This is a genomic window from Sphingomonas sp. HMP9, from assembly GCF_013374115.1.
In the GTDB taxonomy this organism is placed as follows: Bacteria; Pseudomonadota; Alphaproteobacteria; order Sphingomonadales; family Sphingomonadaceae; genus Sphingomonas.
Genome location: NZ_AP022673.1, coordinates 3262809 through 3285691 on the forward strand (window position 1 = coordinate 3262809; position 22883 = coordinate 3285691).

The following is a 22883-nucleotide window of genomic DNA, read 5'->3' on the forward strand; positions in this document are numbered from 1 at the left end:
CCATACGCGTCGGCGAACTGTTGCGGCAAGGGAGAGCCCGATGATCGAAGCGCTGAACGATACCGAGCGGGCCGAGGCGCTCGATGGGCTCGACGAGTGGGATTACGACGATGCGCGCGACGCGATCACGCGGACGATCGTGTTTGCCGATTTCGTCGAGGCATTCGGCTTCATGACGCAGGTCGCGCTGATCGCCGAGCGCGCGAACCACCACCCGGAGTGGAAGAACGTCTGGAACCGCGTGGAAATCCTGCTGACCACGCACGACGCGGGGGGCCTCAGCCCCCGCGACATCGAGATGGCCGAAGCGATCGACGCGATCGTCGGCGACGCCTGAGCTCTATCGATCCTCCCCCGCCAGGGGGAGGTGTCACCGAAGGTGACGGAGGGGGAGGACACGGAACCGAGCGTCTTGCGTGCCTCCCCCTTCGTCTCGCTGCGCGATCCACCTCCCCCTTGCGGGGGAGGATCGAAGCGGGTCAGCGCTTCCGCATATCCCGCCGCATCCGCTTGCGCAGCGCACCCGGCATCCACCGCGCGGCGAACGCCATGCGGTGCGCGGTCTTCCCCACAAAGGTGTGCACCTTGTCGCCGTGCACCGCATCCCAGGCCGCCTCCGCGACCTTGTCCACGCCGGTCAGTTCGAGCCCCGCACCCGTCACCGTCTCGCGGATCGAGTGGTTGGAGTTGCCCGCCGCGGAATCGAGCAGCGGCGTGTCGATGAAGCTCGGCACGATCGCGCGCACCTTGATGCCGTCCGCCGCCCATTCGCCGTCGAGCGCCTCGGTGATCGCGCGCACCCCGAACTTGGTCGCGGAATAGGGCGCGAGCCCCGCCGAGCCGTAGATCGCCGAGGCCGATGCGGTGTTGAGCAGGCACGATCCCGGCGTCCGCTTCAGATAGGCATGACCGATCCGCGCCCCGTTCAGCACACCGACCAGGTTGATCGCGATCACCCGGTCGATCTCGGCGAAGTCGGTCTCCGCGAGCGGTCCGCCCGACCCGATCCCGGCATTGTTGAACAGCACGTCGAGCCGCCCGCCGGTGGTCGCGACGAACGCATCGAGCGACGCCACCCACGCATCGCGGTCGCGCACATCCATCTGATAGGTGGTGGCCATGCCCGCGGGCAGTAGCGCGGCGGTTTCGGCAAGCCCCGCGACGTTGACGTCGGCGAGCCCGACCCGCCAACCCTTCCGCGCGAACACTATCGCGGTGGCGCGGCCGATCCCCGATCCGCCGCCGGTGATGAAAATGCCCTGCTGGCTCATACCCTCTCCATTTGATTTTCCGGTATGTTTCCCGCATCCTGCGCGCAGATGCCAGACAATTCCCCAGCGCTCGCTTTCGAACGCGTCACCAAGCGATATGCCAGCGCCGAGGGGACGACGATCGCCGTCGACGCGGTTTCGCTGGAGATCGCGCGCGGCAGTTTCGTCGCGCTCGTCGGCACGTCCGGATCGGGCAAGTCGACGCTGCTCAAGACGCTCAACCGTCTGGTCGAGCCGAGCGAAGGCCGCGTGACGATCGACGGTTCGGACGTCGCCGCCGAGCCCGCGCCCGAACTGCGCCGCCGGATCGGCTACGTCTTTCAGAATATCGGCCTGTTCCCGCACATGACGATCGCGGAGAACATCGCGATCGGGCTGCGCATCGCCGGCCGCCGCGAGGAGGCGAAAGTGGGCGAACTGCTCGACCTCGTCGACCTTCCCCGCGATATCGCCGGCCGCATGCCCGACGCACTCTCGGGGGGGCAGCGCCAGCGCGTCGGGATCGCCCGCGCGCTCGCACCCGGCGCGAAACTGCTGTTGCTCGACGAGGCGTTCGGCGCGCTCGACCCGGTCACGCGCGATGCGCTCGGCACGCGGATCCGCGAACTGCACGACCGGCTCGGGTTGACCACCATCCTCGTCACGCACGACATGGCGGAGGCGCTGCTGCTCGCCGACCGCGTGCTGGTGATGAAGGCGGGACGGATCGTCGCCGACGCCACGCCCGCCGACCTCGTCGCCGGCAAGGGGGGCGACGACGCGCAGGCGCTGGTCCAGGTGCCGCGCGCGCAGGCCGAACGCTTGCAGGCGCTGGTCGCATGAGCGCCTTCCTCGATGCGCTTGGCCGCGTGCCGCCGTTGCTTGCCAACCACGTCCTGCTCTCCGCGGCGGCGTTGCTGCTCGGCATCGCGATCAGCCTGCCGCTGGGCATCTGGTCGGCGCGCAACGCGACCGTGGCGCGGGTGTCGCTCGGCTTCGCGAGCCTCGTCCAGACGATCCCGAGCCTCGCCTTGCTGGCGCTGTTCTACCCGCTGTTGCTCAGCCTGTCCGCGCTGGTCGGCGGCGGCATCCCCGCGCTCGGCTTCCTCCCGTCGCTGATCGCGCTGACGCTCTACGCGCTGCTGCCGATCCTGCGGAATGCAGTGGCGGGGCTGCACGGCATCGACCCCGCGGTGATCCAGGCGGCGGACGCGGTCGGCATGACGCCCGCGCAGAAACTGCGTCTGGTCGAGGCGCCACTGGTCGCGCCCGTGCTGATCGCCGGCATCCGTACCGCGGCGGTCTGGACGATCGGCGCCGCGACGCTCTCGACCACGGTCGGCCAGCCGAGCCTGGGCGACATGATCTTCGCCGGATTGCAGACGCAGAACTGGGCGCTGGTCCTCGCCGGCTGCGTGTCGGCGGCCGCGCTCGCGCTGGCGGTCGACGCGCTTATCGGGGCAATCGAATACGGCATCCGCGCGCGGCGGCGCTGGCTGTGGATCGCGAGCGCGGTGGTGCTGTTCGTGGGCACCGCGGCGGCGACCGCCCCGCTCTGGCCCAGGGGTGACGCGGACCGCATTATCGTGGTCGGCGCGAAGAACTTCTCCGAGCAATATATCCTCGCGCGGCTGATCGGCGATCGGCTCGAACATGCCGGCTACACCGTCGAATATCGCGATGGTCTCGGCTCGGCGGTGGTGTTCGGCGCGCTCTCCGGCGGCGATATCGACGTCTATGTCGATTACGCCGGGACGATCTGGGCGAACGAGATGAAGCGCAACGACGTCCCCGAACGCCCGGCGATGGTCGCTGCGATCGGCGAGTGGGCGCGGCGCGAGCATCACGTCGGGCTGATCGGCTCGCTCGGATTCGAAAACGCCTATGCCTTCGCGATGAAGGGCGACGCCGCCAAGGCGAAGCGCATCGCCAGCCTGGACGATCTGGTGAAGGTCGCACCCGGCATGACGCTCGGCAGCGATCTCGAATTTCTCGAACGTCCCGAATGGGCCGCAGTGAAGCGCGCCTATCCGCTCCGCTTTGCCAAGACCACGCCGTACAGCCCGACCTTCATGTACCGCGCATTGGAGAGCGGCAATGTCGACGTCATCTCCGCCTTCTCGTCCGATGGCCGGATCGCGGCGGACGGCCTGACCGTGCTGACCGACCCGCGGCACGCGATCCCCGGCTACGACGCGATCCTGATGGTGGCGCCGAAGCGGGCAGGGGACGCGCAATTCCTTGCCGCGCTGAAGCCTATGGTCGGCCGCATCCCGGTCGAGGCGATGCGCGCCGCGAACTACCGGGTCGATCGCGATGCCGACAAGGAGACGCCCGAGGCTGCGGCGAAATGGCTCGCCGCGAAGACCGGGCTTCAGGAATAGGCGCGGTAGAAGAACACGATCGTCGTCGCGATCGTCACCAGCAGCGTCCAGACGCGGATCACCTGCGGCGACAGCAGCAACCCCAGTTTCGCGCCGAAATGCCCGCCGACGATGCCGCCGATCAGCATCGGCACGCACAGCGCCCACACCACCATCCCGGTCGCGATGAAGATGATCGTCGCGGCAAGGTTCGCGACCGCCAGCATCAGCGTCCGCGGCGGCGCGAGCGTCGCCGGCGTCGCGCCGGACAGCAGCCCCCACGCGGCGGTCAGCATCAGCCCGACGCCGCCACCGAAATAGCCGCCGTAAATCCCAAGCAACGCCTGCACCGCGACCAGCGACTTTGGCCCGATCTCGACCCGCGACCTGAGCCAGAGCGATGCGCGCGTGCCGAACGCGATCGCCAGCGTCGCGAACAGCAACAGCCACGGCACGATCAGGTCGAACGCGCGCGCCGACGTGGCGACCAGCAACAGGCTGCCCACCAGCCCGCCGACGAAGGTGATCGCCGCCATCGTCTTCATGCTGACGCCGGAGATCGGCTGAAGCCCGTGTCGATACGCCCACGCGCTCGCCATCGCGCCCGGCTGTAGCGAGACGTTGCTGGTCGCGTTGGCGATCGGGGAGGGCAGGCCGAGCCCGATCAGCGTCGGCATCGTCGCGAAGCTGCCCCCGCCCGCCAACGCATTCATCGCCCCGCCGAGAACGCCTGCTCCTGCCGCCAGTGCGACCGCACCCCACTCAAGCAAAAGCGTCGGACTCGGCAGCGGCTTCGCGATCGAGCTGCGCGCGGCTCTTCTTCTCCGACGCGGTCTTCAGTTGTCCGCACGCCGCATCGATATCGCGACCGCGCGGCGTCCGCACCGGCGCCGAAATGCCCGCGCCGAACACGATGCTCGAGAACGACTTGATCCGCTCGGGCGTCGAACACTCGTATTGCGCGCCCGGCCACGGGTTGAACGGAATGAGGTTCACCTTCGCCGGCAGCTCATACTTGCGCAGCAACCGCACAAGCTCGCGCGCGTCGTCGTCAGAGTCGTTCTTGTCCTTCAGCATCACATATTCGAACGTGATGCGCCGGGCATTGTTGGTGCCCGGGTAGTCGGCGCAGGCCTGCAGCAGCTCCTCGATGCCGTATTTCCGGTTGAGCGGGACGATCTCGTCGCGCACCTCCTTGGTCACCGCGTGGAGCGACACTGCGAGGTTCACGCCGATCTCCGCGCCCGCGCGCGCCATCATCGGCACGACGCCGCTGGTCGACAGCGTGATCCGGCGCCGCGACAGCGCGAGGCCCGCACCGTCCATCACCAGCTTGAGCGCATCGCGGACATTCTCGAAATTATACAGCGGCTCGCCCATCCCCATCATCACGATGTTGGTGAGCATCCGCCCCTCGGGCTGGCTCGGCCATTCGCCCAGCGAATCACGCGCGAGCATCACCTGGCCGACGATCTCGGCGGGCGTCAGGTTGCGCACCAGCCGCATCGTGCCGGTGTGGCAGAAGGTGCAGTTGAGCGTGCACCCGACCTGGCTCGACACGCACAAGGTGCCGCGATCCGCGTCGGGGATGAACACCATCTCATAATCCTGCGCGTCGTCACTGCGCAGCAGCCACTTGCGCGTCCCGTCGGTCGACACCTGCGCCTCGACCACGTTGGGGCGGCTGATCACGAAGCGCTGTTCGAGCCACGGGTGCATCGTCTTCGAGATATCGGTCATGGCCGAAAACTCGGTCGCGCCGCGATTGTAGATCCAGTGCCACAGCTGCTTCGCGCGCAGCTTGGCCTGTTTTTCCTCGAGCTGCGACGTCTCCAGCGCCATGCGCAGATCGGCGAGCGACAGCCCGAGCAGGTCGATACGCCCATCGCTGCGCGGCACGAAGCTGCGGGGAACGGGCACGGGATCGATGTGCCCGGGGATGGGCATGAGGTTCGCGGCGGTCTGCATGGCCGGGCGCATAGCGGAAATTTCCCGATTTTTCTACAGGGTGCGGAAGAAGGGGGTTGGGCGGCGAAGTAATGCAGAACGCCCCCCAACATCCGCACCACCCCGGCGAAGGCCGGGGCCCAGTTGGGAGACGAAGGTAAGGACGGTCAGCCCGTCGTTACGACCACCTTTCCAACTGGGCCCCGGCCTTCGCCGGGGTGGTAGAAGGGAGCCTACCCCCCGCTGCACGCCAGGACGGCAGCATCCATCGCCGTCGCTGCCCCGGACAGTGCGTACACATCCGCGAACGGCCGCCCGCCGACCCCGACCGCCTCGACGCTCATGCTGCGCCCCGATCGCAGTGCCGCGACGATCGCGCGGTCGCTCGGCGCATCGCTCGCCCACGCATCCAGACCGTTCGCGACCAGCGCGAATCGGCGTTCGCCGACCGTCAGCGTCACCCCGGCAGACCGATCGCGCTCGCGACTGAGCCGCACATACAAGGACGCCCGCAAACCCCGCTTCGGCCACGTCGCAACGCTGGCAAACCCAGAAGCCCGTCCCCCCGCCATCACCGGCCGCGCGATCGCATAGCAGCGCGCCGGCACGGCATCACGGAACGCACCCCACCCCTTGTAGATGCCGATCGTCTCGCGCGCTGTTGCGGGCGTGGCGACCGCGAGCAGCATCAGGACGGCAAGCTTCACGCGCTGTGGTTCACGCCGGCGCAAAACCGGTGCCGCGGTGCGGAACCGACGCGCGCCCGGCCTCGACCAGCGTGACCGACCCCTGCGGCAGCCCCGGCGCGATCGGCGTCCCAAGCATGGGGTCGATCGCAGCGCCGGTCATCGCCCCCAGCATCACCCGGCTCGAAATCCCGTGCATGATCACCAGCCGGTCGCCTGCATCGTCCGCGGTATCCGCCAGCCAGCCGCCGACGCGCGCCGCGATCTGCGGATAGGTCTCGCCGTCGGGCGCGGTCTTCAACAGCCCGCCGGGCAGCATCACCGGCCCGACCTCGTCGACCACGTCCGCATAATAGCGACCGCCCCAGGACCCCATGTCGATTTCGACCAACCGCGGATCGGTTCGCGCATCGTGCCAATCGAGCTCGAGATGCTCGCAGATCACCGCCAGCGTCTGCAACGCGCGTCCGGTCGGCGACGCCCACAAGGTCAGTGCAGGCTTCACCCCGAGCAGCGCCCGAAGCGCACGGCCAAGCTCGTCCGCCTGCGCAAAGCCAGCCCGCGTCAACGGCGTATGCGCGGCATCGCCCTGCAACCGGTGCGCGGCGTTGAACACGGTTTCGCCGTGGCGCGCAACGAAATCGCGACCCTTGCGCGGCGCTGGAATATCGCTTGAGCGGGCGTCCGCTTCACCCTGCCGATGGCTTGGAATCATAGCTCGCGTTTCAACCCCCTGTGGCGCAAAAGCAACGGATTTCCGCGTTTATCTGGGGTTCATGCAACGCGCTGCGGACTGGTCCATTGGAGCGGTCCGCCCCGCGTAATGGGGTGCAAGATCAGTAAGGAGTATCCCAATGCGTACGCTCATCGCCGTCTCGTTGCTTGCCACCACCGCCGTGGCCGCACCGGCGCTTGCCCAGACCAACCCGACCTTCACCGGCCCCCGCGTCGAGGCCACGCTCGGCTACGACCACACCGGCGCCGGCAGCAGCGTGTCGAACGACAACGGGCGCGACGACCAGAAGATCGACGGCCTGCTGTACGGCGGCGGCATCGGCTACGACATCGCGACCTCGGACAACATCGTGCTCGGCGCCGAAGCCGAACTGACCGGCTCGACCGCCAAGAGCGACCGCAACGATTACACCAGCGACTTCGGCTATGGCCGCGTCAAGCAGGGCCGCGACATCTATGTCGGCGCGCGCGCGGGCTATGTCGTTGCACCGACAACGATGCTGTACGTCAAGGGCGGCTACACCAATTCGAAGCTGAAGGTGCTCGCGGGCGACACCAGCCAGACCACCGACAATAATTTCAAGCTCGGCGGCTGGCGCGTCGGTGCCGGCGCCGAGCATGCGGTCGGCCCGAACAGCTATGCCAAGCTCGAATATCGCTATTCGAACTATGAGCGCGGCAACATCGACTATGCGACCGGCGGCACCAGCAGCCGTTTCGACGTCGATACCGATCGTCACCAAGTGGTCGCAAGCTACGGCTTCCGCTTCTGATCGCGTTTTAACGCGACGTTTACCGTGATCAAAGAAGGGTCGGGGCGCTTGCTCCGACCCTTTGTTGTTGGGTAAGCCATCTGCGGATTGCCCCCAGCCCCGAGTCCGGCTGCGGTGGCGGGGGGAATTTTGATGAAGGCGACGATCGAACGCGCAACGCTCCTCAAGGGGCTGAGCCATGTCCAGTCCGTGGTGGAGCGGCGCAACACCATCCCCATCCTGTCGAACGTGCTGATCGAGGCGACCGCCGAGGGCACGCTGAAACTGATGGCGACCGATCTTGATCTCCAGATCAACGAATCGATCGCCGCAGCCGTCGACCAGCCCGGCGCGACCACGGTGTCGGCGCACACGCTGTTCGACATCGCGCGGAAACTACCCGAGGGTAGCCAAGTCCAGCTCGCCGCATCGGAAGGCCGGATGAGCATCGTCGCCGGCCGCGCGCGCTTCTCGCTCGGCACGCTGCCCCGCGACGATTTCCCGGTGATCGCCGAGGGCGAGCTGCCGACACAGTTCGAACTGCCCGCCGAGACCTTGAAGCAGATCATCGACAAGACGCGCTTCGCGATTTCGACCGAAGAGACGCGCTATTATCTCAACGGCATCTTCCTCCACGTCGCGGACGGCGACAGCTCGACCCCGGTGCTGAAGGCCGCCGCGACCGACGGCCACCGCCTCGCGCGCGTCACGCTGCCACGGCCCGAGGGTGCCGAATCGATGCCCGACGTGATCGTGCCGCGCAAATGCATCGGCGAGCTCCGGAAACTGCTCGACGAGGTCGACGGCTCGGTCGGCGTGTCGCTGTCGCCCACCAAGATCCGCTTCGACCTCGGCCAGGCGATCCTGACCTCAAAGCTGATCGACGGCACCTTCCCCGATTACAGCCGCGTGATCCCGACCGGCAACGACAAGATCCTCAAGATCGACCCCAAGAGCTTTATGGAAGGCGTCGACCGCGTGTCGACCATCGCCACCGAGAAGACCCGCGCGGTGAAGATGGCGCTCGATCGCGACAAGATCACGCTGTCGGTGACCTCGCCCGAAAATGGCACCGCCGCGGAGGAGGTCCCCGGCGATTACGTCGCGCTCCCGTTCGAGATCGGCTTCAACAGCCGCTATCTGATGGACATCCTCGCGCAGATCGACGGCGACATGGTCGAGGTCCACCTCGCCGACGCCGCCGCCCCGACGCTCATCCGCGAAAACGACAAGTCGCCCGCGCTCTACGTGCTGATGCCGATGCGGGTGTAAGCGACACGCGCTGACGATCGATCGAAAGGCCATCCTGCGGGGTGGCCTTTTTCGTTTGAACGCACCGCCGGATCTGATACTAACAGCAATGTCAGTAAGGAGTCGATTCGATGGCGAAGCTTCCTCCCTTTCCCGGTACGACGGGTCGTCGCGATTGGCGCACCGCGTTCGACGCAATCAAGAAATTGCTCGCGAACGGTGACGACACGACTCAGGTGTTCCGGATCATGCGCGCGCTGAACGTCGGCAACGCACCGATGAACTATGCCCGGCTGATCGCCACCGAACAGGGCGGGCGGATCGCCTATGACCAGGTCGAGCTCGCGCGGCGGTTTTCCGACCCCGCGTTCGTCGCGAGCTTCGCGCCCGGCACGGTCGGTGCGGCGTATCGCGACTTCCTCGAGACGACGGGCTATTCCGCCGACGGCCTGGTCGAGGTCTCGCGCCTCGTGCCGAGCGAGGACGATCTGGCGCACCCATACGCCTGGTTCGGCCGGCGGGTGCGCGACACGCACGACATCTGGCACGTGCTGACCGGCTACAAGGCGGACGAGAGCATGGGCGAGGCGGCGCTGGTCGCGTTCAGCTATGCGCAGGTCGGCGGGCTCGGCTGGGCGCTGATCGGTTCGGCGGCGGCGCTCAAAAGCATCCGCGTCACCGGCAGCCGGCTGTTCGCGAACGCGGTCTGGGAAGGCTATCGCCACGGCCGCAAGGCGAAATGGATTTCGGGCGAGGATTATCTGACGCTGTTGCACGAGCCGCTCGACGCCGCACGCGCACGGCTCGGTATCGCCACGCCGGTCGCGTATCTGCACGCCCAGCGCACGCTCGGACCCGAACTCGCCTCGTATCTCAGCACGCAGCGCGCTGCGACCGCGGCGGCCATCGCGCCGGAGCGGATCGCCGCCTGACGCGACGGTCGACCAGACCAACCCCTTACCCCGTTCGTGCTGAACGAACGGAAAAGGGCGATGCAATCGGCTTCGAAAGTCCTTTAAGGCGGGGGCAATGCTCTCGCGCCTCGTCCTTACCGATTTCCGCAATCACGCCGACCTGACGCTCGCACCGGGCGCCGGGTTCGTGGTGCTGACCGGCGAGAACGGCGCGGGCAAGACCAACATCCTCGAAGCGGTATCGCTGCTCGCCCCCGGCCGCGGCCTGCGGCGCGCGGCGCTCGGCGAGATGGCGCGCCAGGGCGGGGCAGGCGGCTTCGGCGTCGCCGCGACCTTGTCCCCCGAGGGGTCGGCGCAGGACGCCGCCAAATCCCCCTCCCGCTTGCGGGAGGGGCTAGGGGAGGGTGCGACGTACGTACCGGCGTCCGGTGTCGAGGAAAACGCGCCCCTCCCCCGACCCCTCCCGCAAGCGGGAGGGGAGGGGCAACCACCCCCGGCGGGCGAGGTCGACGTCGCAACCGGCACGCTCGCCTCCGCGCCCGAACGCCGCATCGTCCGCATCCAGGGCGCCACCACCACCGCCAACGCGCTGGCCGAGTGGCTCACCATCCTGTGGCTCACGCCCGCGATGGACCGGCTGTTCGTCGCGCCCGCCGGCGAGCGCCGCGGCTTTCTCGATCGCCTCACGCTCGCGCTCGCGCCCACCCACGCGCACCACGCCGCGCGCTACGACGCGGCGATGCGCGCGCGCAACCGCCTGCTCGCCGACGAAGGCCGCCCCGATGGCGACTGGCTCTCGGCGCTCGAAGCGCAGATGGCCGAACACGGCGCCGCCGTCGACGCGGCCCGGCGCGAGACGGTGGTGTTGCTCGGCGATCGGCTCGTGCACCAGGACGATGGCCCGTTTCCGCGCGCAGGGCTGGCGCTCGACGGCTGGAACGGCGACACGACCCGCCTGCACGCCGACCTCGCCCAGGCACGCGCGCGCGATGCCGCCGCCGGGCGCACGCTCGCCGGCCCGCACCGCGTCGACCTGATCGTCACGCATCGCGACAAGGCGCGCGCCGCCTCGCTCGCGTCCACCGGCGAGCAGAAGGCGCTGCTCCTCGGCCTCGTCCTCGCGCATGCCGATCTTGTCGCCGAACGCACCGGCACCCCGCCCGTACTCCTCCTCGACGAGGTCGCCGCGCACCTCGACCCGGCCCGCCGCGCGGCGCTGTTCGCGCGTCTCGCAGGCCGCGGCCAGGTGTGGATGACGGGCACCGAAGACGCGCTGTTCGACGCGATCGATGCACAGGCAACGCGGATCGCGGTCGGGCATTAGGCTGAACGCGCGCTGTCGATCGACGTCACCGCGCGTTCAAGCGGACGCGCCCAAAGCGCCGTCCATCGACGACCTGGAGAGACAGCAATGACCCGGACATTCACGCGCGCCGCCCTTGGCGCCCTGATGATCGCAGCGACCACCGCGCCCATCCTCACGGCGCCCGCCGTTGCGCAGGTCGGCGAAGGCGCGCGCGACGGCGCCCGCCCAGAGGGGCGCTACGACATGAGTCGCGCGCGCTGGTTGCGCCCCGGCTACCGCCTTGAGGGTGCAGGCGTGCCGATCCTGTTCCCCGAACTCCGCAATACGCCACGTGGCCGCGCGTTCGTGATGCCCAATTTCGACGCGAACGGCGACGGCCGGATCAGCCGCCAGGAAGCCGACGACGCCAACCGCGAATTCGCGCGCATCGCCGGCCCGCGCCGCGACCGGTTCGACTGGGACGCCTATGGCCGCGACCCGGGTGGCTATCGCGGCGACCGCGGCGGCAGCACCACGGTGGTCGAGACCACCACGACGTGGGATCGCGGCGCGATGCGCAACTACGGCTTCCGCCAGACCCCGCGTGGCGCGACGCTGACGCTGCAGGAGGACGTGCTGTTCCGTACCGATAGCGACGTGCTGCGCCCCGGCGCGATCGAGAAGCTGCGGCCGCTCGCCCGCTATTTGCGCGGCAATCCGGGCGTCCGCGTGGCGATCGACGGCTTCACGGATTCGCGCGGCACCGACGCGCACAACCAGGATCTGTCCGAGCGCCGCGCGGCGAGCGTCCGCCAGGCATTCGACGACATGGACGTCGTCCGCGCGCGTTTCAGCGTCGTCGGTCACGGCGAGAGCCAGCCGGTCGCGACGAACACGACCGCCGCCGGCATGCGCCTCAACCGCCGCGTCGAAGTGACTCTGCTAGGCCAGCGGGCCGACCGCTTCTAAGCGCGGACTCCCTCTCCCCCCGGGGGAGAGGGAAGGGGCCCGCGGCGCTTGCCGTGGGAAGGGTGAGGGGATTGAGGCTCGGGACGTACCCGCCAAAGCCCCTCACCCTTCCGTCGCCTACGGCTCCTCCTTCCCTCTCCCCCAAGGGGAGAGGGACAGGTCAAGCTCCACCACCCCGGCGCAGGCCGGGGCCCAATTGGAAAGGTGGCAATAACGGCGCGCTGTCCTTTGTTGGCAACGCCCCCAATTGGACCCCGGCCTCTGCCGAGGTGGTATTTCAGATTGGCTGACGGGAATGACTACCCCCCACCCAAACCCACCGCTGTCCTACACCCGAGCAACCTGCCACCGTCCCCCACATGGCAACTCCGACGCCCTCGAAACCGTCCACCCGCGACCCGCACCCGCATTCGCCCCACAAAACGCTCCCAGCGTCTATACTTCCTATACTTCACTCCCCCACGCCCCCGGCGCCACAGGCCATTTCGCTTCCGTTTCGGCCGTCCGATGCCTATATGCTGGGCATGGCATCCAACCCTGAATCCAATAATCCCAACCTGCCCAACCAGGGCGACTATGGCGCCGACTCGATCAAGGTCCTCAAGGGCCTCGACGCAGTGCGCAAGCGCCCCGGCATGTATATCGGCGATACCGACGACGGGTCGGGCCTCCACCACATGGTGTTCGAGGTCAGCGACAACGCGATCGACGAGGCGCTCGCCGGGCATTGCGACCGGATCGACATCGTCCTCAACGCCGACGGATCGGTCAGCGTCACCGACAACGGCCGCGGCATCCCGACCGGCATCCACACCGAGGAAGGCGTCTCGGCAGCCGAGGTCATCATGACCCAGCTTCACGCCGGCGGTAAGTTCGAGAACACCAACGACGAGAACGCGTACAAGGTCTCGGGCGGCCTGCACGGCGTCGGCGTCTCGGTCGTCAACGCGCTCAGCGAATGGCTCGACCTGACGATCTGGCGCGACGGCAAGGAGCATTACATGCGCTTCGCGTTCGGCGACGCGGTGATGCCGCTCAAGATCGTCGGCGACGCGGCCGAGGGCCAGAAGGGCACGCGCGTCACCTTCTTCCCGTCGCCCGCCACCTTCAAGATCACCGACTTCGACTTCGACAAGCTCGAGCATCGCTACCGCGAACTCGCGTTCCTCAACTCGGGGGTCCGCCTGTTCCTCTCCGACGCCCGGCACGAGGAGATGAAGACCGTCGAGCTCTATTACGAAGGCGGAATCGCCGCATTCGTGAAGTATCTCGATCGCGCCAAGGTGCCGTTGATGCCCGAGCCGGTCGCGATCACGGGCACGCGCGACGACGTCACGATGGACGTCGCGCTGCAGTGGAACGACTCGTACTACGAAAACGTCCTCGCCTTCACGAACAACATCCCCCAGCGCGACGGCGGCACGCATATGGCCGCGTTCCGCGCCGCGCTGACGCGTACGCTCAACAACTATGCCGAGAAATCGGGCATGTTGAAGAAGGAAAAGGTCCAGCTCACCGGCGACGACATGCGCGAGGGTCTCACCGCGATCGTCTCGGTCAAGCTGCCCGATCCGAAGTTCAGCAGCCAGACCAAGGACAAGCTCGTCTCGTCCGAAGTCCGCCAGCCGCTTGAGTCGCTGATGGCCGACAAGATGGCCGAATGGCTCGAAGAGAACCCCGCGCACGGCAAGGCGATCGTCGCTAAGATCATCGACGCCGCCGCCGCGCGCGAGGCCGCCAAGCGTGCCCGCGAACTGACGCGTCGCAAGGGCGTGATGGACATCGCCTCGCTGCCCGGCAAGCTCGCCGACTGCCAGGAGCGCGATCCCGCCAAGTCCGAACTATTCCTGGTCGAGGGTGACTCGGCAGGCGGCTCGGCCAAGCAGGGCCGCGATCGCCATTTCCAGGCGATTCTCCCCTTGCGCGGCAAGATCCTGAATACCGAGCGCGCGCGTGAAGACCGCATGTTGTCGAGCCGCGAGATCGGCACGCTCATCACCGCGATGGGCACCGGCATCCGCGACGACTTCAACGCGGACAAGCTGCGCTACCACAAGATCGTCATCATGACCGACGCAGACGTCGATGGCGCGCACATCCGCACGCTGTTGCTGACGTTGTTCTACCGTCACATGCCCAAGATCATCGAGGGCGGCTATCTCTACATCGCCCAGCCGCCGCTCTACAAAGCGACCAAGGGCCGGTCCGAAATGTACCTGAAAGACGACGCCGCGCTCGACGAGTATCTGGTCGACGCGGGTGTCAACACGATGGTCCTGGAAGGCCCCACGGGCTCGCGCACGGGCGATAAGCTCAAGGATCTGGTCGATCATGCGCGCCGGATGCGGACCCTGATGCGCTACGTCCCCAAGCGCTACGACGCCGGGATGATCGAGGCGCTGGCGCTTGGCGGCGTGTTCGATCCCGAGGCCTCGGTCACAGATCGCACCTCGCGTCTCGAAACCGTGACGCGTCGTCTCGAACTCGACGATAGCGAGGCCCGCTGGACTGCCGTGCTGACCGAAGAGGGCGGCATCCACTTCCAGCGCGCATGGCGCGGCGTGACGGATCACCACATCATCGAGGCCAGCTTCCTGGTGTCGGCGGAGGCGCGCAAACTGCATTCGCTGTCGGCCGAACAGGCCGAGAGCTATGCGCAGACCTCGAACCTGATCCCGGCGAGCAAGGCGACGCAGACCGACGAACCCGAGCCCGAACTCGAAGAGGGCGCGGAACCCGAGGCCGGCGTGATCGGCTCAGCCACGACCGTCGTCGCCACCCGCGGCTCGACCCAGGTGTCGCGCCCGAGCCATCTGCTCGACGCGATCCTGACCGCCGGCCGCAAGGGTCTCGCGATCCAGCGCTACAAGGGTCTCGGCGAGATGAACGCGGAACAGCTCTGGGAAACCACGCTCGACCCGACCGTCCGCTCGATGCTGCGCGTGACCGCGGTCAACGCCGAGAGCGCGAACGAGATCTTCACCCAGCTGATGGGCGAAGTCGTCGAACCCCGCCGGGAGTTCATTCAGGACAACGCACTCAACGTCGCCAACCTCGACGTCTGAGCCGGCTTCAGCGCGAGCCGCCGCGAGGCGGTCCGCGCGAAACGGCGAGGTCGCTGGTCGGAAATGGCCGGAACCGCTTTTGCTAGGTCAGGCGATCACGGGTTAGGAGTGCCGCAACTGAAGATAAGCCGCGGCATCAACCAAAGCCGCGACAGCCGGCCATTACCGCAGCTACTCACTACCCCCCGTCATCCTGACGAAAGTCAGGATCCAGAGCCAAGAACGTCAGCGCCCGCCACTCTGGATCCTGACTTTCGTCAGGATGACGGAGTGGGTTGGGACGATGTCTCTAATCCACGCCCGAAGCGCCGAACGAGATCCCGACACCCAGCCAACCGCTCTAGTTGAGCGTCGTCATCTCCACGGGCTTGCCCTTGGTGGTCGGGTTCGACGCATTCGCCTTGGGGGCTTTCTCGGCCTTGGGTTTGCGAACTTCCTTGCTCGATTTCTTCTGGCTCTTGGCCATGACCACACCTCATGGGGCGGAAGGCCCCGCGGCGATGCTACACCTTTCCCCGGCGATATACCCGTCTTATCGCGGGCGCGCCGCAAGCAGGTCCAGCGTCGCCTGGTCGTCTTCGCCGCCGAAGAACCGGTCGAGCGCAGCGCGGTACGGTGCCGGGTCGTCGGCAACCGCCGCGAACAGCGTCATCGACGACCGCAACTTGACGGCATCGATACCGCCGAGGATCGTCTCGGCCGAGCCAAGCGCGGCCATCACCGCCTGCGTGACTTCGATCAGTCGTGCTCCGAGCACCGGATGCGCGAGATATGCCTTTGCCTCCTCCGCCCCGGCGATCGCGTAGGTTCGCGCCATCGCACTGCGACCCAGTCCGGCGATCTGGGGAAAGATGAACCACATCCAGTGGCTGCGCTTTGCCCCGCGCTGCACCTCGGCGAGCGCCTGCGGATAGACGCCGTGCTGCGCCGTGACGAAACGATTCAGATCATACTCCATGCGCAGCAGATGGTCGTGTCGGCTCGCCGCCGCAACCACGGCGCCGGTCGATGCGTTGCAGGCGTGGTTCAGGAGATCAGGCGATGACGACGGTGCGATCATGAGGACGGCAATCGCGGTCGCGTTGCTCGCGGTGCCGCTTCTCGTCGGGGGATGCGGACGCAGCGACGATCCCACCAAGACCGCGTCGCCCAGCGGTTTCACGCCGCCCGAAACCCGCGCACCCACGCCGATCGCAGGCCAGGCGCAGACCACGCCGATCACCGCCTATGTCGGCAAATACCCGCATGACGCGGTTGAGGGCGTCGATTTCTTCGACCGAACCGACGTCGCAACCGGGCTGGTCAATGCGGTCGGCGACGCGAAGCTGCGCGCGATGATCCGCGGTCGATCGGGGCCTGCCAACCCCGTGTTCAAGATGGGCGACCGAGTCGCGGCCTGGGGCTGCGAGGAGCATAATTGCGGCGACCACAATTGGACGGTGATCGTCGACCCCAAGCGCGGCAAGACGCAGGTCTGCTACCATGACGCGGCGACGATGGGCCCGCAGAGCGACTGGTATGACGGCGCGGCACCTGCGCGTCGGGCCGAAACCTGCCCTTCCGAAGGATAAGCCATGCTCGAACACATCCCTGCCTGGCTTGGCCATGCGATGAGCAATCTGCGCGCCGGTATCGACAAGCTTGCGATCGTCCAGCTCGGCGAAAACTTCGACACGTTGAATCTTACCAGTCCGGCATTTGCACATGAAGCGCGCCTGCCGCCTCGCTTTACCGCGGACGGAGACGGCGTGTCGCCGCCGCTCGTGTGGAGCGAACCGCCGGCTGGGACCCAGCGCATCGTGCTGATCGTCGAGGATGCCGACGCGCCGACCCCGCAACCTCTGGTCCACGCGATCATCTGGGGCCTCGAAGCGGATGCGGGCCATCTGGCCGAAGGTGCGATCGCCGCAGACGGCGAGGGGGACGCGAACGGTCGCGACGTCGGGCGCAATTCCTATCTGCGCGAAGGCTGGTTGCCGCCCGATCCGCCCAGCGGCCACGGCGAGCATCGCTATGCATTTCAGGTCTTCGCGATCGGCGCGGGAGCAGGGGAGGTTGGCGCGACTCCCGGGCGCTCGGCGGTGATCGAGGCCATTACGGGCCATGTGCTGGCGGCGGGGCTGTTGATCGGGACCTATTCGCGCGACGAGGAAGCACCGGTCGGCCTAGTGGGCGTCAGCGCGCCTGCCTGAACCTGACGCCGGATGGGCGCCTCGTCGTTCAGGCGAGCGCGCCGCCGGTCTGGGTGGCGAGCAGCAGGACGGTGGTCGAAAAGGCGATCACGCCGATGAGGATGCTGCGGGTCATGACGCGGTTCTCGATCAGGCGATGGGGGTGATGGGGACGGCCGAGCCGACTGCGATTGCGGCGAAGAACACGGCGCCGACGAGCGAGAAGGCAATGCGCTGAGCGGTTTCGAAACGGATCGACATGAGATGTTCCTTCGATGGTCGGGCGCCGGACCATCCGGCTGCCGATATCGAATGATTTGCATGGCGCGTGCCAGTTTTTTACCTCGTTGATTTTGCTGAGTTTCTTGTTTCTTCAGAGCCAGAGTTGGTGAAATCCACCATTTTTTGACGGCAAATTCCACAAAGTCTTGGGATCACCCCGCGCAGACCCGATCGCGGCCATCCTTCTTCGCCGTGTAGAGCAACTGGTCGGCGCGCTGGAACGCGGTTTCCGCCGCCTCGTCGGCATGGATCGCGGTCACGCCGGCCGAAACCGTGATCACGCCGAGCGGAGTATCGGTCTCCCGGTTGCGAAAACGCTTGGCGGCGACAGTCGCGCGTACGGCATCGAGTATCTCAGCAGCTTCGGCCAGGGCGATGCCGCCGAGCAGCACCGCGAACTCCTCGCCCCCGTGGCGGACGACGAGGTGCGGGGCGCATTCGGCCGCCATCGCCTGGCCGATCGCGGTGAGCACGCGGTCGCCGACGCCGTGACCGTGCACGTCGTTGATCCGCTTGAACCGGTCGATATCGCACAGGGCCAGGCAATACGGCCCCGCCTCCCGATCGCGAGTCGCGAACGCTTCCGCGAAGGCACGACGGTTGGGCAGGCCGGTCAGCACGTCGCGGCGCGCGGTATCGCGTGCTTCGACCAGCTTCGAGCGTAGCGAATCGGCCTCTGCGGTCGCTACGGCCAGCCTTACTTCGCTGTCATAGATGCGCGTGATCATCGCGCTCGTAATCCCCACGATCTCGTCGATTTCCGCCAGTTGCGTGATCGACGCCGCGCTCTCGGCCAGTTCGCGACCAAAGCCATGCGTCTCGGCCTGGATCGTGCGGACGATCTGCACGAACCCGTCGACCTGCTGTTGCGTCTCGATCACCAGCGCGATCGCGGTATCGGGCGTCCGATCGGCGCTGGTGTCCACAGTCCCGCTGGGTCGCCGTGAACCGCCGGTGGAAGGCTCGTCCCCTACCGTCGCGCCAAGTCGCTCGATATCCGACCGGGTCAGGCGAACGCCGTCTTGCGTCAACGCGTCGACCCGCAAGGCCAGCGCACTTTCGGGCGCCGACAGCACGGCATAGGCAAACGCATAATGCGCGGGATCGGGGGTCAGTTTGTGCGCGGCGAGAAACGCGCCGATCCGCGCGAACAGCGTCTCGTCAGGCCTTGCGTCCGGTATCGATCCGGCCACTCGTGCATCACGCATGTCGTCCCCCGCGTCCCCGCCGAAGCGATAGACCCGAAAGCGTTAGCATAATGTCACCGAACCGGCAGGTATTTGCCGGTCCGGCATCGATCGATTACTTGCCCGTGAGCTTCTGCACCGCGGCAAGCGTCGTCGCGACGTGTTCCGCAGGGTTCATGTCGTCGTGGACGAAGGCGATGCGGCCGTCCTTGGCGATGACGTAGCTGGTGCGCTTGGTCACGTCGCGACCCGAGATCTGCTTGCCGAGCGCGACGTCGTAACCCTTGACCACGTTCGGGCCCGCGCTGGCGACGGCGAACTTGCCCGCGCACTTCTCGGCCGAGAACTTGCTGAGCGTCTCGACATTGTCGGCCGACATGCCGATCACGGTGCCGCCTGCCTTGGTGAACGCCGGGATCGCCTCCGCGAACGCATGCGCCTCGGCGTTGCAGCCGCCGGTATATGCCGCCGGGAAGAAGTAGAGCACGACCGGGCCCTTCTTGAGCTGTTCGGCGAGGTGGACGGTGAACGCCTTGCCCGCGATCGCGCCGCGTGTCGTGAAGTCGGGTGCCCTGGCACCGGGAGCAAGTGCGGCCAGTGCAGGCGCCGCGACGAGGAGGGCGGCGGCGGTTGCAAGTGTCGAGACGAGGCGCATGAACGATACTCCGGTTGGATTGCAATGACCTACGCCGGTCCGAACGATCCGTCCATTGCTCGCGACGCTTGCGCCCGATAGGCTTGGAAAATGCCAGTAACCCAAGCCGATATCGACCTCGCCCACCGCCTCGCGGATGCTGCGGGCCACGTCATCCGACCCTATTTTCGCCACGAGCACGGCGTCGAGATCAAGGACGACCAGTCCCCCGTCACGCGCGCGGACCGCGAGGCCGAGGCCGCGATGCGTAGGCTGCTCGACGCGGAGCGCTCGGGTGACGGCATCGTCGGCGAGGAGTTCGGCGAGAAGCCGGGCGTCACCGCCCGCAAATGGGTGCTCGATCCGATCGACGGCACGCGCAGCTTCACCGTCGGCCGCGCGATCTTCGGGACGCTGATCGCGCTGGTCGAGGACGGCTGGCCGGTACTCGGGATCATCGACCAGCCTATCCAGCGCGAGCGTTGGGTCGGCGTCGCGGGGCGTCCGACGACGCTCAACGGCGTCCCCGTCCGCACGCGCACCTGCCGCGAACTCGCCGGTGCGACGATCGCCACCACCAGCCCGCATCTGTTCGACGAAGGCGACGTGCCGCACTATCTCGCGCTGGTCGCTGCGATCTCGGGCGGCAACCCGCGGCAGGGGCCGGTGTATGGCGGCGACTGTTATAATTACGGCCTGCTCGCCAGCGGCCATCTCGACGTGGTCTGCGAATCCGGCCTCAAGCTGTACGACTTCGCCGCCCTGGTGCCAGTGGTCGAAGGCGCGGGCGGGCGCATGTGCGACTGGAACGGCGACCCGCTGACGGCGGACAGCGAGGGCCATGTGCTCGCGATCGGAGATCCGGCGCGAATGGACGACGTGCTGGAGGCGATGCACCGGTTACAGTCCGATCCGCATGATCATGACGGGCACGACCACGGTCCACACGACCACGGTCCACACGACCACGGGCACTAAATCTGTACCGGTGGCCGACGGGCATCGCCCTGCATACCCAGCGCTACATCCCCCAGCATACCTCCGTCATCCCGGCGAAAGCCGGGACCCATGGACACGGAACGTCCGCCAACCGCGCAGGCCGTAACCACGGGCCTCTGCGTTCGCCGGGGTGATGGGGGAAGTGGGCGTGGACGGGCCCGAAGCGTGAAATGCGCACCGCTCGGTAAGGAGTTACACATCGCCCCTTACAAACGCGACCGCAGCCAAAGACTCGCTCCTCAGAAAATTCCGAGAAACTTCTTCTTCTGCCCCTTCTTCTCGGCATCGGAGGTCTTGCCGTCCTCGGCCTTGGCTGTCGTTCCCCGGCCTACGTCGTCGCGCGCTTCGCCCTTGGTCGTCCGCTGCGCCTTCGCGGTTGCCCCCGCCAGCACGGGGCCGCACGCGGTCGACTTCGCATCGCCGACATCCACGAACGCGAGGATACCTGCGACCGGCGTCGCCACCAGCGCCAGCCCGAGTCCGCTCCCGACCCGCGCGAGCAGGTCCTTCGAGATCACGTTCAGCTTCGGTGCCGCGAACATGCCCTCGACCCCGACCGGCGACTGGCCGGCAAACAGGCTGAACTTCTTCGAATCCGCCCGGAACGCCAGGTCCACCGCCTCATTCCGGAAGCTGAAGCCACCGCGGCCGACGATCACGTTCTTGCGCGTGTCGATCAGCACCGGGTCCGCCGCCGCGACTCCGCCGCGCACGGTAAAGCCGATCAGGCCGCAGTTCACCTGCACCGGCTCCTTCAGCTTCCCCTGGAACATCCGTTGCGCAAACGTGCCGATGTCGAGCTCGGCGAGTTGGATGTTGCGCACCGACAGCGCGCCCGACGGCATCACGAACGCGATCCGGCCGTGCGAGGATGCCAGCGAGTCGTGGATAGAATCGCCGCGCCCGTCGAGCTTGATGCGACCCTTGATCGTCCCGGTCGTCCCCGCCTCGGTCAGGCCATAGCCCTTGAGCAGCCGCGCGAGCGGGGTCGGTGCAAGGCGGATGTCGTAGGAAACCGCGCTCGGCCGCGCCCGCGTATCGAAGATCATATCCGAGGCGACGTTCCCACGTGCCATCGAGAAGGTCAGCGGCGAAAGGGCCAACCGCCCACGCTCGAGATCGAGCGTCATGTCGATGTTCGAGATCGGCAGGTTGCGCGACCTCACCGTGCCGATCGTCCATTTCAGGTCGGCGTCGAACAGTTTCATCGTCTCGATCGGCAGGTTTCCGTCGGGCAGCAGGCGCTGCGGTGCGGCGCCCGTTGCAGCGGCGGCCGCCACCGCACCGCGCGTTTCGACGATGTCGGGATTGAACCCGATAAACGGGGCCGCATCGATGATGTCGAGGCTCTTGGTCGTGAGGACCGAATCCAGATGGATGCGGTCACCGTTGGTGATCGTCAGCTTCCCCGCGAGATCGGTCCGGCCCGCCGTGCCGCGCACATGCGTGAAGGCGTATTCGTCACCCTGCTTGATGAGCTGTGCCCGCAGTTTGTACGTCCGCGTGTTGGGGATCGCGACGTCGATCACGCCGAGCAACGTCGACAGATTGGCGCCGCGTGCGGTCACCGCGAGCGGCACGTTCTCGACATCGGCGATGCTCGGCAACGTGCCCGCGACGTCGATCACGTTGCCTGCCGCACGCATCCGCGCGACCAGCTTGTTCTGGCCCCGATTGGCGGTCGCGTCGGGCGACAGGAGTTGCGCGGTCACGGTGAACGGCGTCTCGCGGAGGCGGCCAGTGCCCTTCAGCCCGACCGCGCGGCCGATCGTCGCGTCGACCGAGCGGATGTCGGCGACCTTGAGGTCGGCCAGCACGCGCATCCGCGGATCGAGATACCGCACCGTCGTGCCCGTTACCGTCGCGACGTCGATCCGGGGAAACTCGAGCGGCTTGCCGCCCTTCTTCTCGCTGAACGTCCAGGTGTTCGCCGAGTGCGCGGCGTTCCACTCCAGGTCGACCGCGCCGTTGACCAGGTCGAGCCAGTAGAGGCGCCGCTTGCCGAAGAGCAGCGAGAGCGGTGCGATCCGGGTGTCGAGCTTGTCCGCCTGGAACAGGGTTGGCCTGCTCGCCCAATCGGGGTTCGAGAGCGTGAAGTTTTCTGCGTACAGCTTGATTCGGAACGGCGCGAAATAGAGCTGGAAATCGCCGCGGACGGTCAACGTCCGGTGTGTCAGCGAGCCGACGACGCGCTCGAACGGGTGCTTCAGGAAGCGCCCCTTGGTGATGTACAACACCAGCCAGATCGCGACGATCACCGCGACGATCCCGAGCAAGATGTTGCGCAGTATCCGCCGCTTGCGACGTTTTTGTGTCTCGACCGCAATCGGCTCCGGTGCGGGAGCCGGGGAGGGGGCGTCGATCGGCGGCGTCGGGCTGGCGTCCATGCAGGC

22 protein-coding genes are annotated in these 22883 nt (G+C 67.2%); 12 read left to right on the top strand and 10 right to left on the bottom strand.

The annotated features are described in order from the left end of the window. Nucleotides 1-40 precede the first annotated feature (40 nt). On the top strand, nt 41-337 hold the full coding sequence (locus tag HMP09_RS14745; RefSeq protein ID WP_055881974.1) for a 4a-hydroxytetrahydrobiopterin dehydratase: 297 nt from the start codon (nt 41-43) through the stop codon (nt 335-337). Nucleotides 338-479: 142 nt separating this feature from the next. Here the strand turns inward: HMP09_RS14745 and HMP09_RS14750 are convergent, their stop codons facing one another. After that, nucleotides 480-1271 (bottom strand): SDR family oxidoreductase, encoded by a 792-nt coding sequence (locus HMP09_RS14750; protein ID WP_176500984.1) that lies wholly within the window; start codon nt 1269-1271, stop codon nt 480-482. Nucleotides 1272-1319: 48 nt separating this feature from the next. On the opposite strand from HMP09_RS14750, the gene HMP09_RS14755 reads away from it, so the two are divergent. Together HMP09_RS14755 and HMP09_RS14760 are read left to right on the top strand one after the other, a co-directional pair. Further along, nucleotides 1320-2093, top strand: a complete 774-nt coding sequence (locus tag HMP09_RS14755) for an ATP-binding cassette domain-containing protein (RefSeq protein WP_176500985.1) — start codon at nt 1320-1322, stop codon at nt 2091-2093. After that, nucleotides 2090-3634, top strand: a complete 1545-nt coding sequence (locus HMP09_RS14760; RefSeq protein WP_176500986.1) for an ABC transporter permease/substrate-binding protein — start codon at nt 2090-2092, stop codon at nt 3632-3634. The genes HMP09_RS14755 and HMP09_RS14760 overlap by 4 nt, the downstream gene beginning before the upstream one ends. Here HMP09_RS14760 and HMP09_RS14765 read toward each other — a convergent pair. From HMP09_RS14765 to HMP09_RS14780, 4 genes are all read right to left on the bottom strand, one after another. Further along, entirely contained in the window at nt 3625-4383 is a 759-nt protein-coding gene (locus tag HMP09_RS14765) for a sulfite exporter TauE/SafE family protein (RefSeq protein ID WP_176500987.1), read from the bottom strand. The two genes, HMP09_RS14760 and HMP09_RS14765, sit on opposite strands and share 10 nt — an antisense overlap. After that, nucleotides 4376-5581 (bottom strand): 23S rRNA (adenine(2503)-C(2))-methyltransferase RlmN, encoded by a 1206-nt coding sequence (gene rlmN, locus HMP09_RS14770; RefSeq protein ID WP_176500988.1) that lies wholly within the window; start codon nt 5579-5581, stop codon nt 4376-4378. The genes HMP09_RS14765 and rlmN overlap by 8 nt, the downstream gene beginning before the upstream one ends. A gap of 212 nt (nt 5582-5793) precedes the next feature. Then, nucleotides 5794-6249 (bottom strand): invasion associated locus B family protein, encoded by a 456-nt coding sequence (locus HMP09_RS14775; protein ID WP_176501799.1) that lies wholly within the window; start codon nt 6247-6249, stop codon nt 5794-5796. A gap of 28 nt (nt 6250-6277) precedes the next feature. Then, nucleotides 6278-6961 carry a histidine phosphatase family protein gene (locus HMP09_RS14780; protein WP_176500989.1) on the bottom strand — a complete coding sequence of 228 codons (684 nt, stop codon included), beginning with the start codon at nt 6959-6961 and terminating at the stop codon, nt 6278-6280. 139 nt (nt 6962-7100) lie between these two features. On the opposite strand from HMP09_RS14780, the gene HMP09_RS14785 reads away from it, so the two are divergent. The 6 genes from HMP09_RS14785 to gyrB all read left to right on the top strand — a co-directional run bounded on the left by HMP09_RS14785 (nt 7101) and on the right by gyrB (nt 15217). Then, nucleotides 7101-7754, top strand: a complete 654-nt coding sequence (locus tag HMP09_RS14785) for an outer membrane protein (protein ID WP_176500990.1) — start codon at nt 7101-7103, stop codon at nt 7752-7754. Nucleotides 7755-7886: 132 nt separating this feature from the next. Beyond that, nucleotides 7887-9005, top strand: coding sequence for a DNA polymerase III subunit beta (gene dnaN / locus HMP09_RS14790; RefSeq protein WP_176500991.1), 1119 nt, complete (start codon nt 7887-7889; stop codon nt 9003-9005). A gap of 110 nt (nt 9006-9115) precedes the next feature. Further along, nucleotides 9116-9916, top strand: a complete 801-nt coding sequence (locus tag HMP09_RS14795; RefSeq protein ID WP_176500992.1) for a Coq4 family protein — start codon at nt 9116-9118, stop codon at nt 9914-9916. Nucleotides 9917-10013: 97 nt separating this feature from the next. Beyond that, nucleotides 10014-11222 (top strand): DNA replication/repair protein RecF, encoded by a 1209-nt coding sequence (locus HMP09_RS14805; RefSeq protein ID WP_232090346.1) that lies wholly within the window; start codon nt 10014-10016, stop codon nt 11220-11222. 87 nt (nt 11223-11309) lie between these two features. Continuing rightward, on the top strand, nt 11310-12152 hold the full coding sequence (locus HMP09_RS14810) for an OmpA family protein (RefSeq protein ID WP_232090347.1): 843 nt from the start codon (nt 11310-11312) through the stop codon (nt 12150-12152). A gap of 524 nt (nt 12153-12676) precedes the next feature. After that, a complete protein-coding gene (gene gyrB, locus HMP09_RS14815; RefSeq protein WP_443026421.1) occupies nt 12677-15217 on the top strand; it encodes a DNA topoisomerase (ATP-hydrolyzing) subunit B in 2541 nt (846 codons plus the stop codon). A gap of 340 nt (nt 15218-15557) precedes the next feature. On the opposite strand, the gene HMP09_RS18560 is transcribed toward gyrB, so the two are convergent. Then, complete coding sequence (locus HMP09_RS18560; RefSeq protein ID WP_259457500.1) at nt 15558-15683, bottom strand: hypothetical protein; 126 nt, start codon at nt 15681-15683, stop codon at nt 15558-15560. A gap of 66 nt (nt 15684-15749) precedes the next feature. Further along, nucleotides 15750-16175, bottom strand: a complete 426-nt coding sequence (locus HMP09_RS14820; protein ID WP_176500994.1) for a DUF1810 domain-containing protein — start codon at nt 16173-16175, stop codon at nt 15750-15752. Here HMP09_RS14820 and HMP09_RS14825 point away from each other — a divergent pair. Both HMP09_RS14825 and HMP09_RS14830 read left to right on the top strand, forming a co-directional pair. Continuing rightward, nucleotides 16174-16788 carry a hypothetical protein gene (locus tag HMP09_RS14825; protein WP_232090349.1) on the top strand — a complete coding sequence of 205 codons (615 nt, stop codon included), beginning with the start codon at nt 16174-16176 and terminating at the stop codon, nt 16786-16788. The genes HMP09_RS14820 and HMP09_RS14825 overlap by 2 nt on opposite strands. Before the next feature lie 3 nt (nt 16789-16791). Continuing rightward, the gene (locus tag HMP09_RS14830) at nt 16792-17409 is read left to right on the top strand and encodes a YbhB/YbcL family Raf kinase inhibitor-like protein (RefSeq protein ID WP_176500995.1); all 618 of its coding nucleotides are present in this window, start codon (nt 16792-16794) and stop codon (nt 17407-17409) included. A gap of 413 nt (nt 17410-17822) precedes the next feature. Here HMP09_RS14830 and HMP09_RS14840 read toward each other — a convergent pair whose 3' ends face one another. Both HMP09_RS14840 and HMP09_RS14845 read right to left on the bottom strand, forming a co-directional pair. Beyond that, a complete protein-coding gene (locus HMP09_RS14840) occupies nt 17823-18878 on the bottom strand; it encodes a GGDEF domain-containing protein (RefSeq protein WP_176500997.1) in 1056 nt (351 codons plus the stop codon). Between the two features lie 94 nt (nt 18879-18972). Further along, nucleotides 18973-19512, bottom strand: a complete 540-nt coding sequence (locus tag HMP09_RS14845) for a peroxiredoxin (protein WP_176500998.1) — start codon at nt 19510-19512, stop codon at nt 18973-18975. 90 nt (nt 19513-19602) lie between these two features. On the opposite strand from HMP09_RS14845, the gene HMP09_RS14850 reads away from it, so the two are divergent. Continuing rightward, on the top strand, nt 19603-20469 hold the full coding sequence (locus tag HMP09_RS14850) for an inositol monophosphatase family protein (RefSeq protein ID WP_176500999.1): 867 nt from the start codon (nt 19603-19605) through the stop codon (nt 20467-20469). A gap of 260 nt (nt 20470-20729) precedes the next feature. Here the strand turns inward: HMP09_RS14850 and HMP09_RS14855 are convergent, their stop codons facing one another. Next, nucleotides 20730-22877 (bottom strand): AsmA family protein, encoded by a 2148-nt coding sequence (locus tag HMP09_RS14855; protein WP_176501000.1) that lies wholly within the window; start codon nt 22875-22877, stop codon nt 20730-20732. Nucleotides 22878-22883 lie beyond the last annotated feature (6 nt).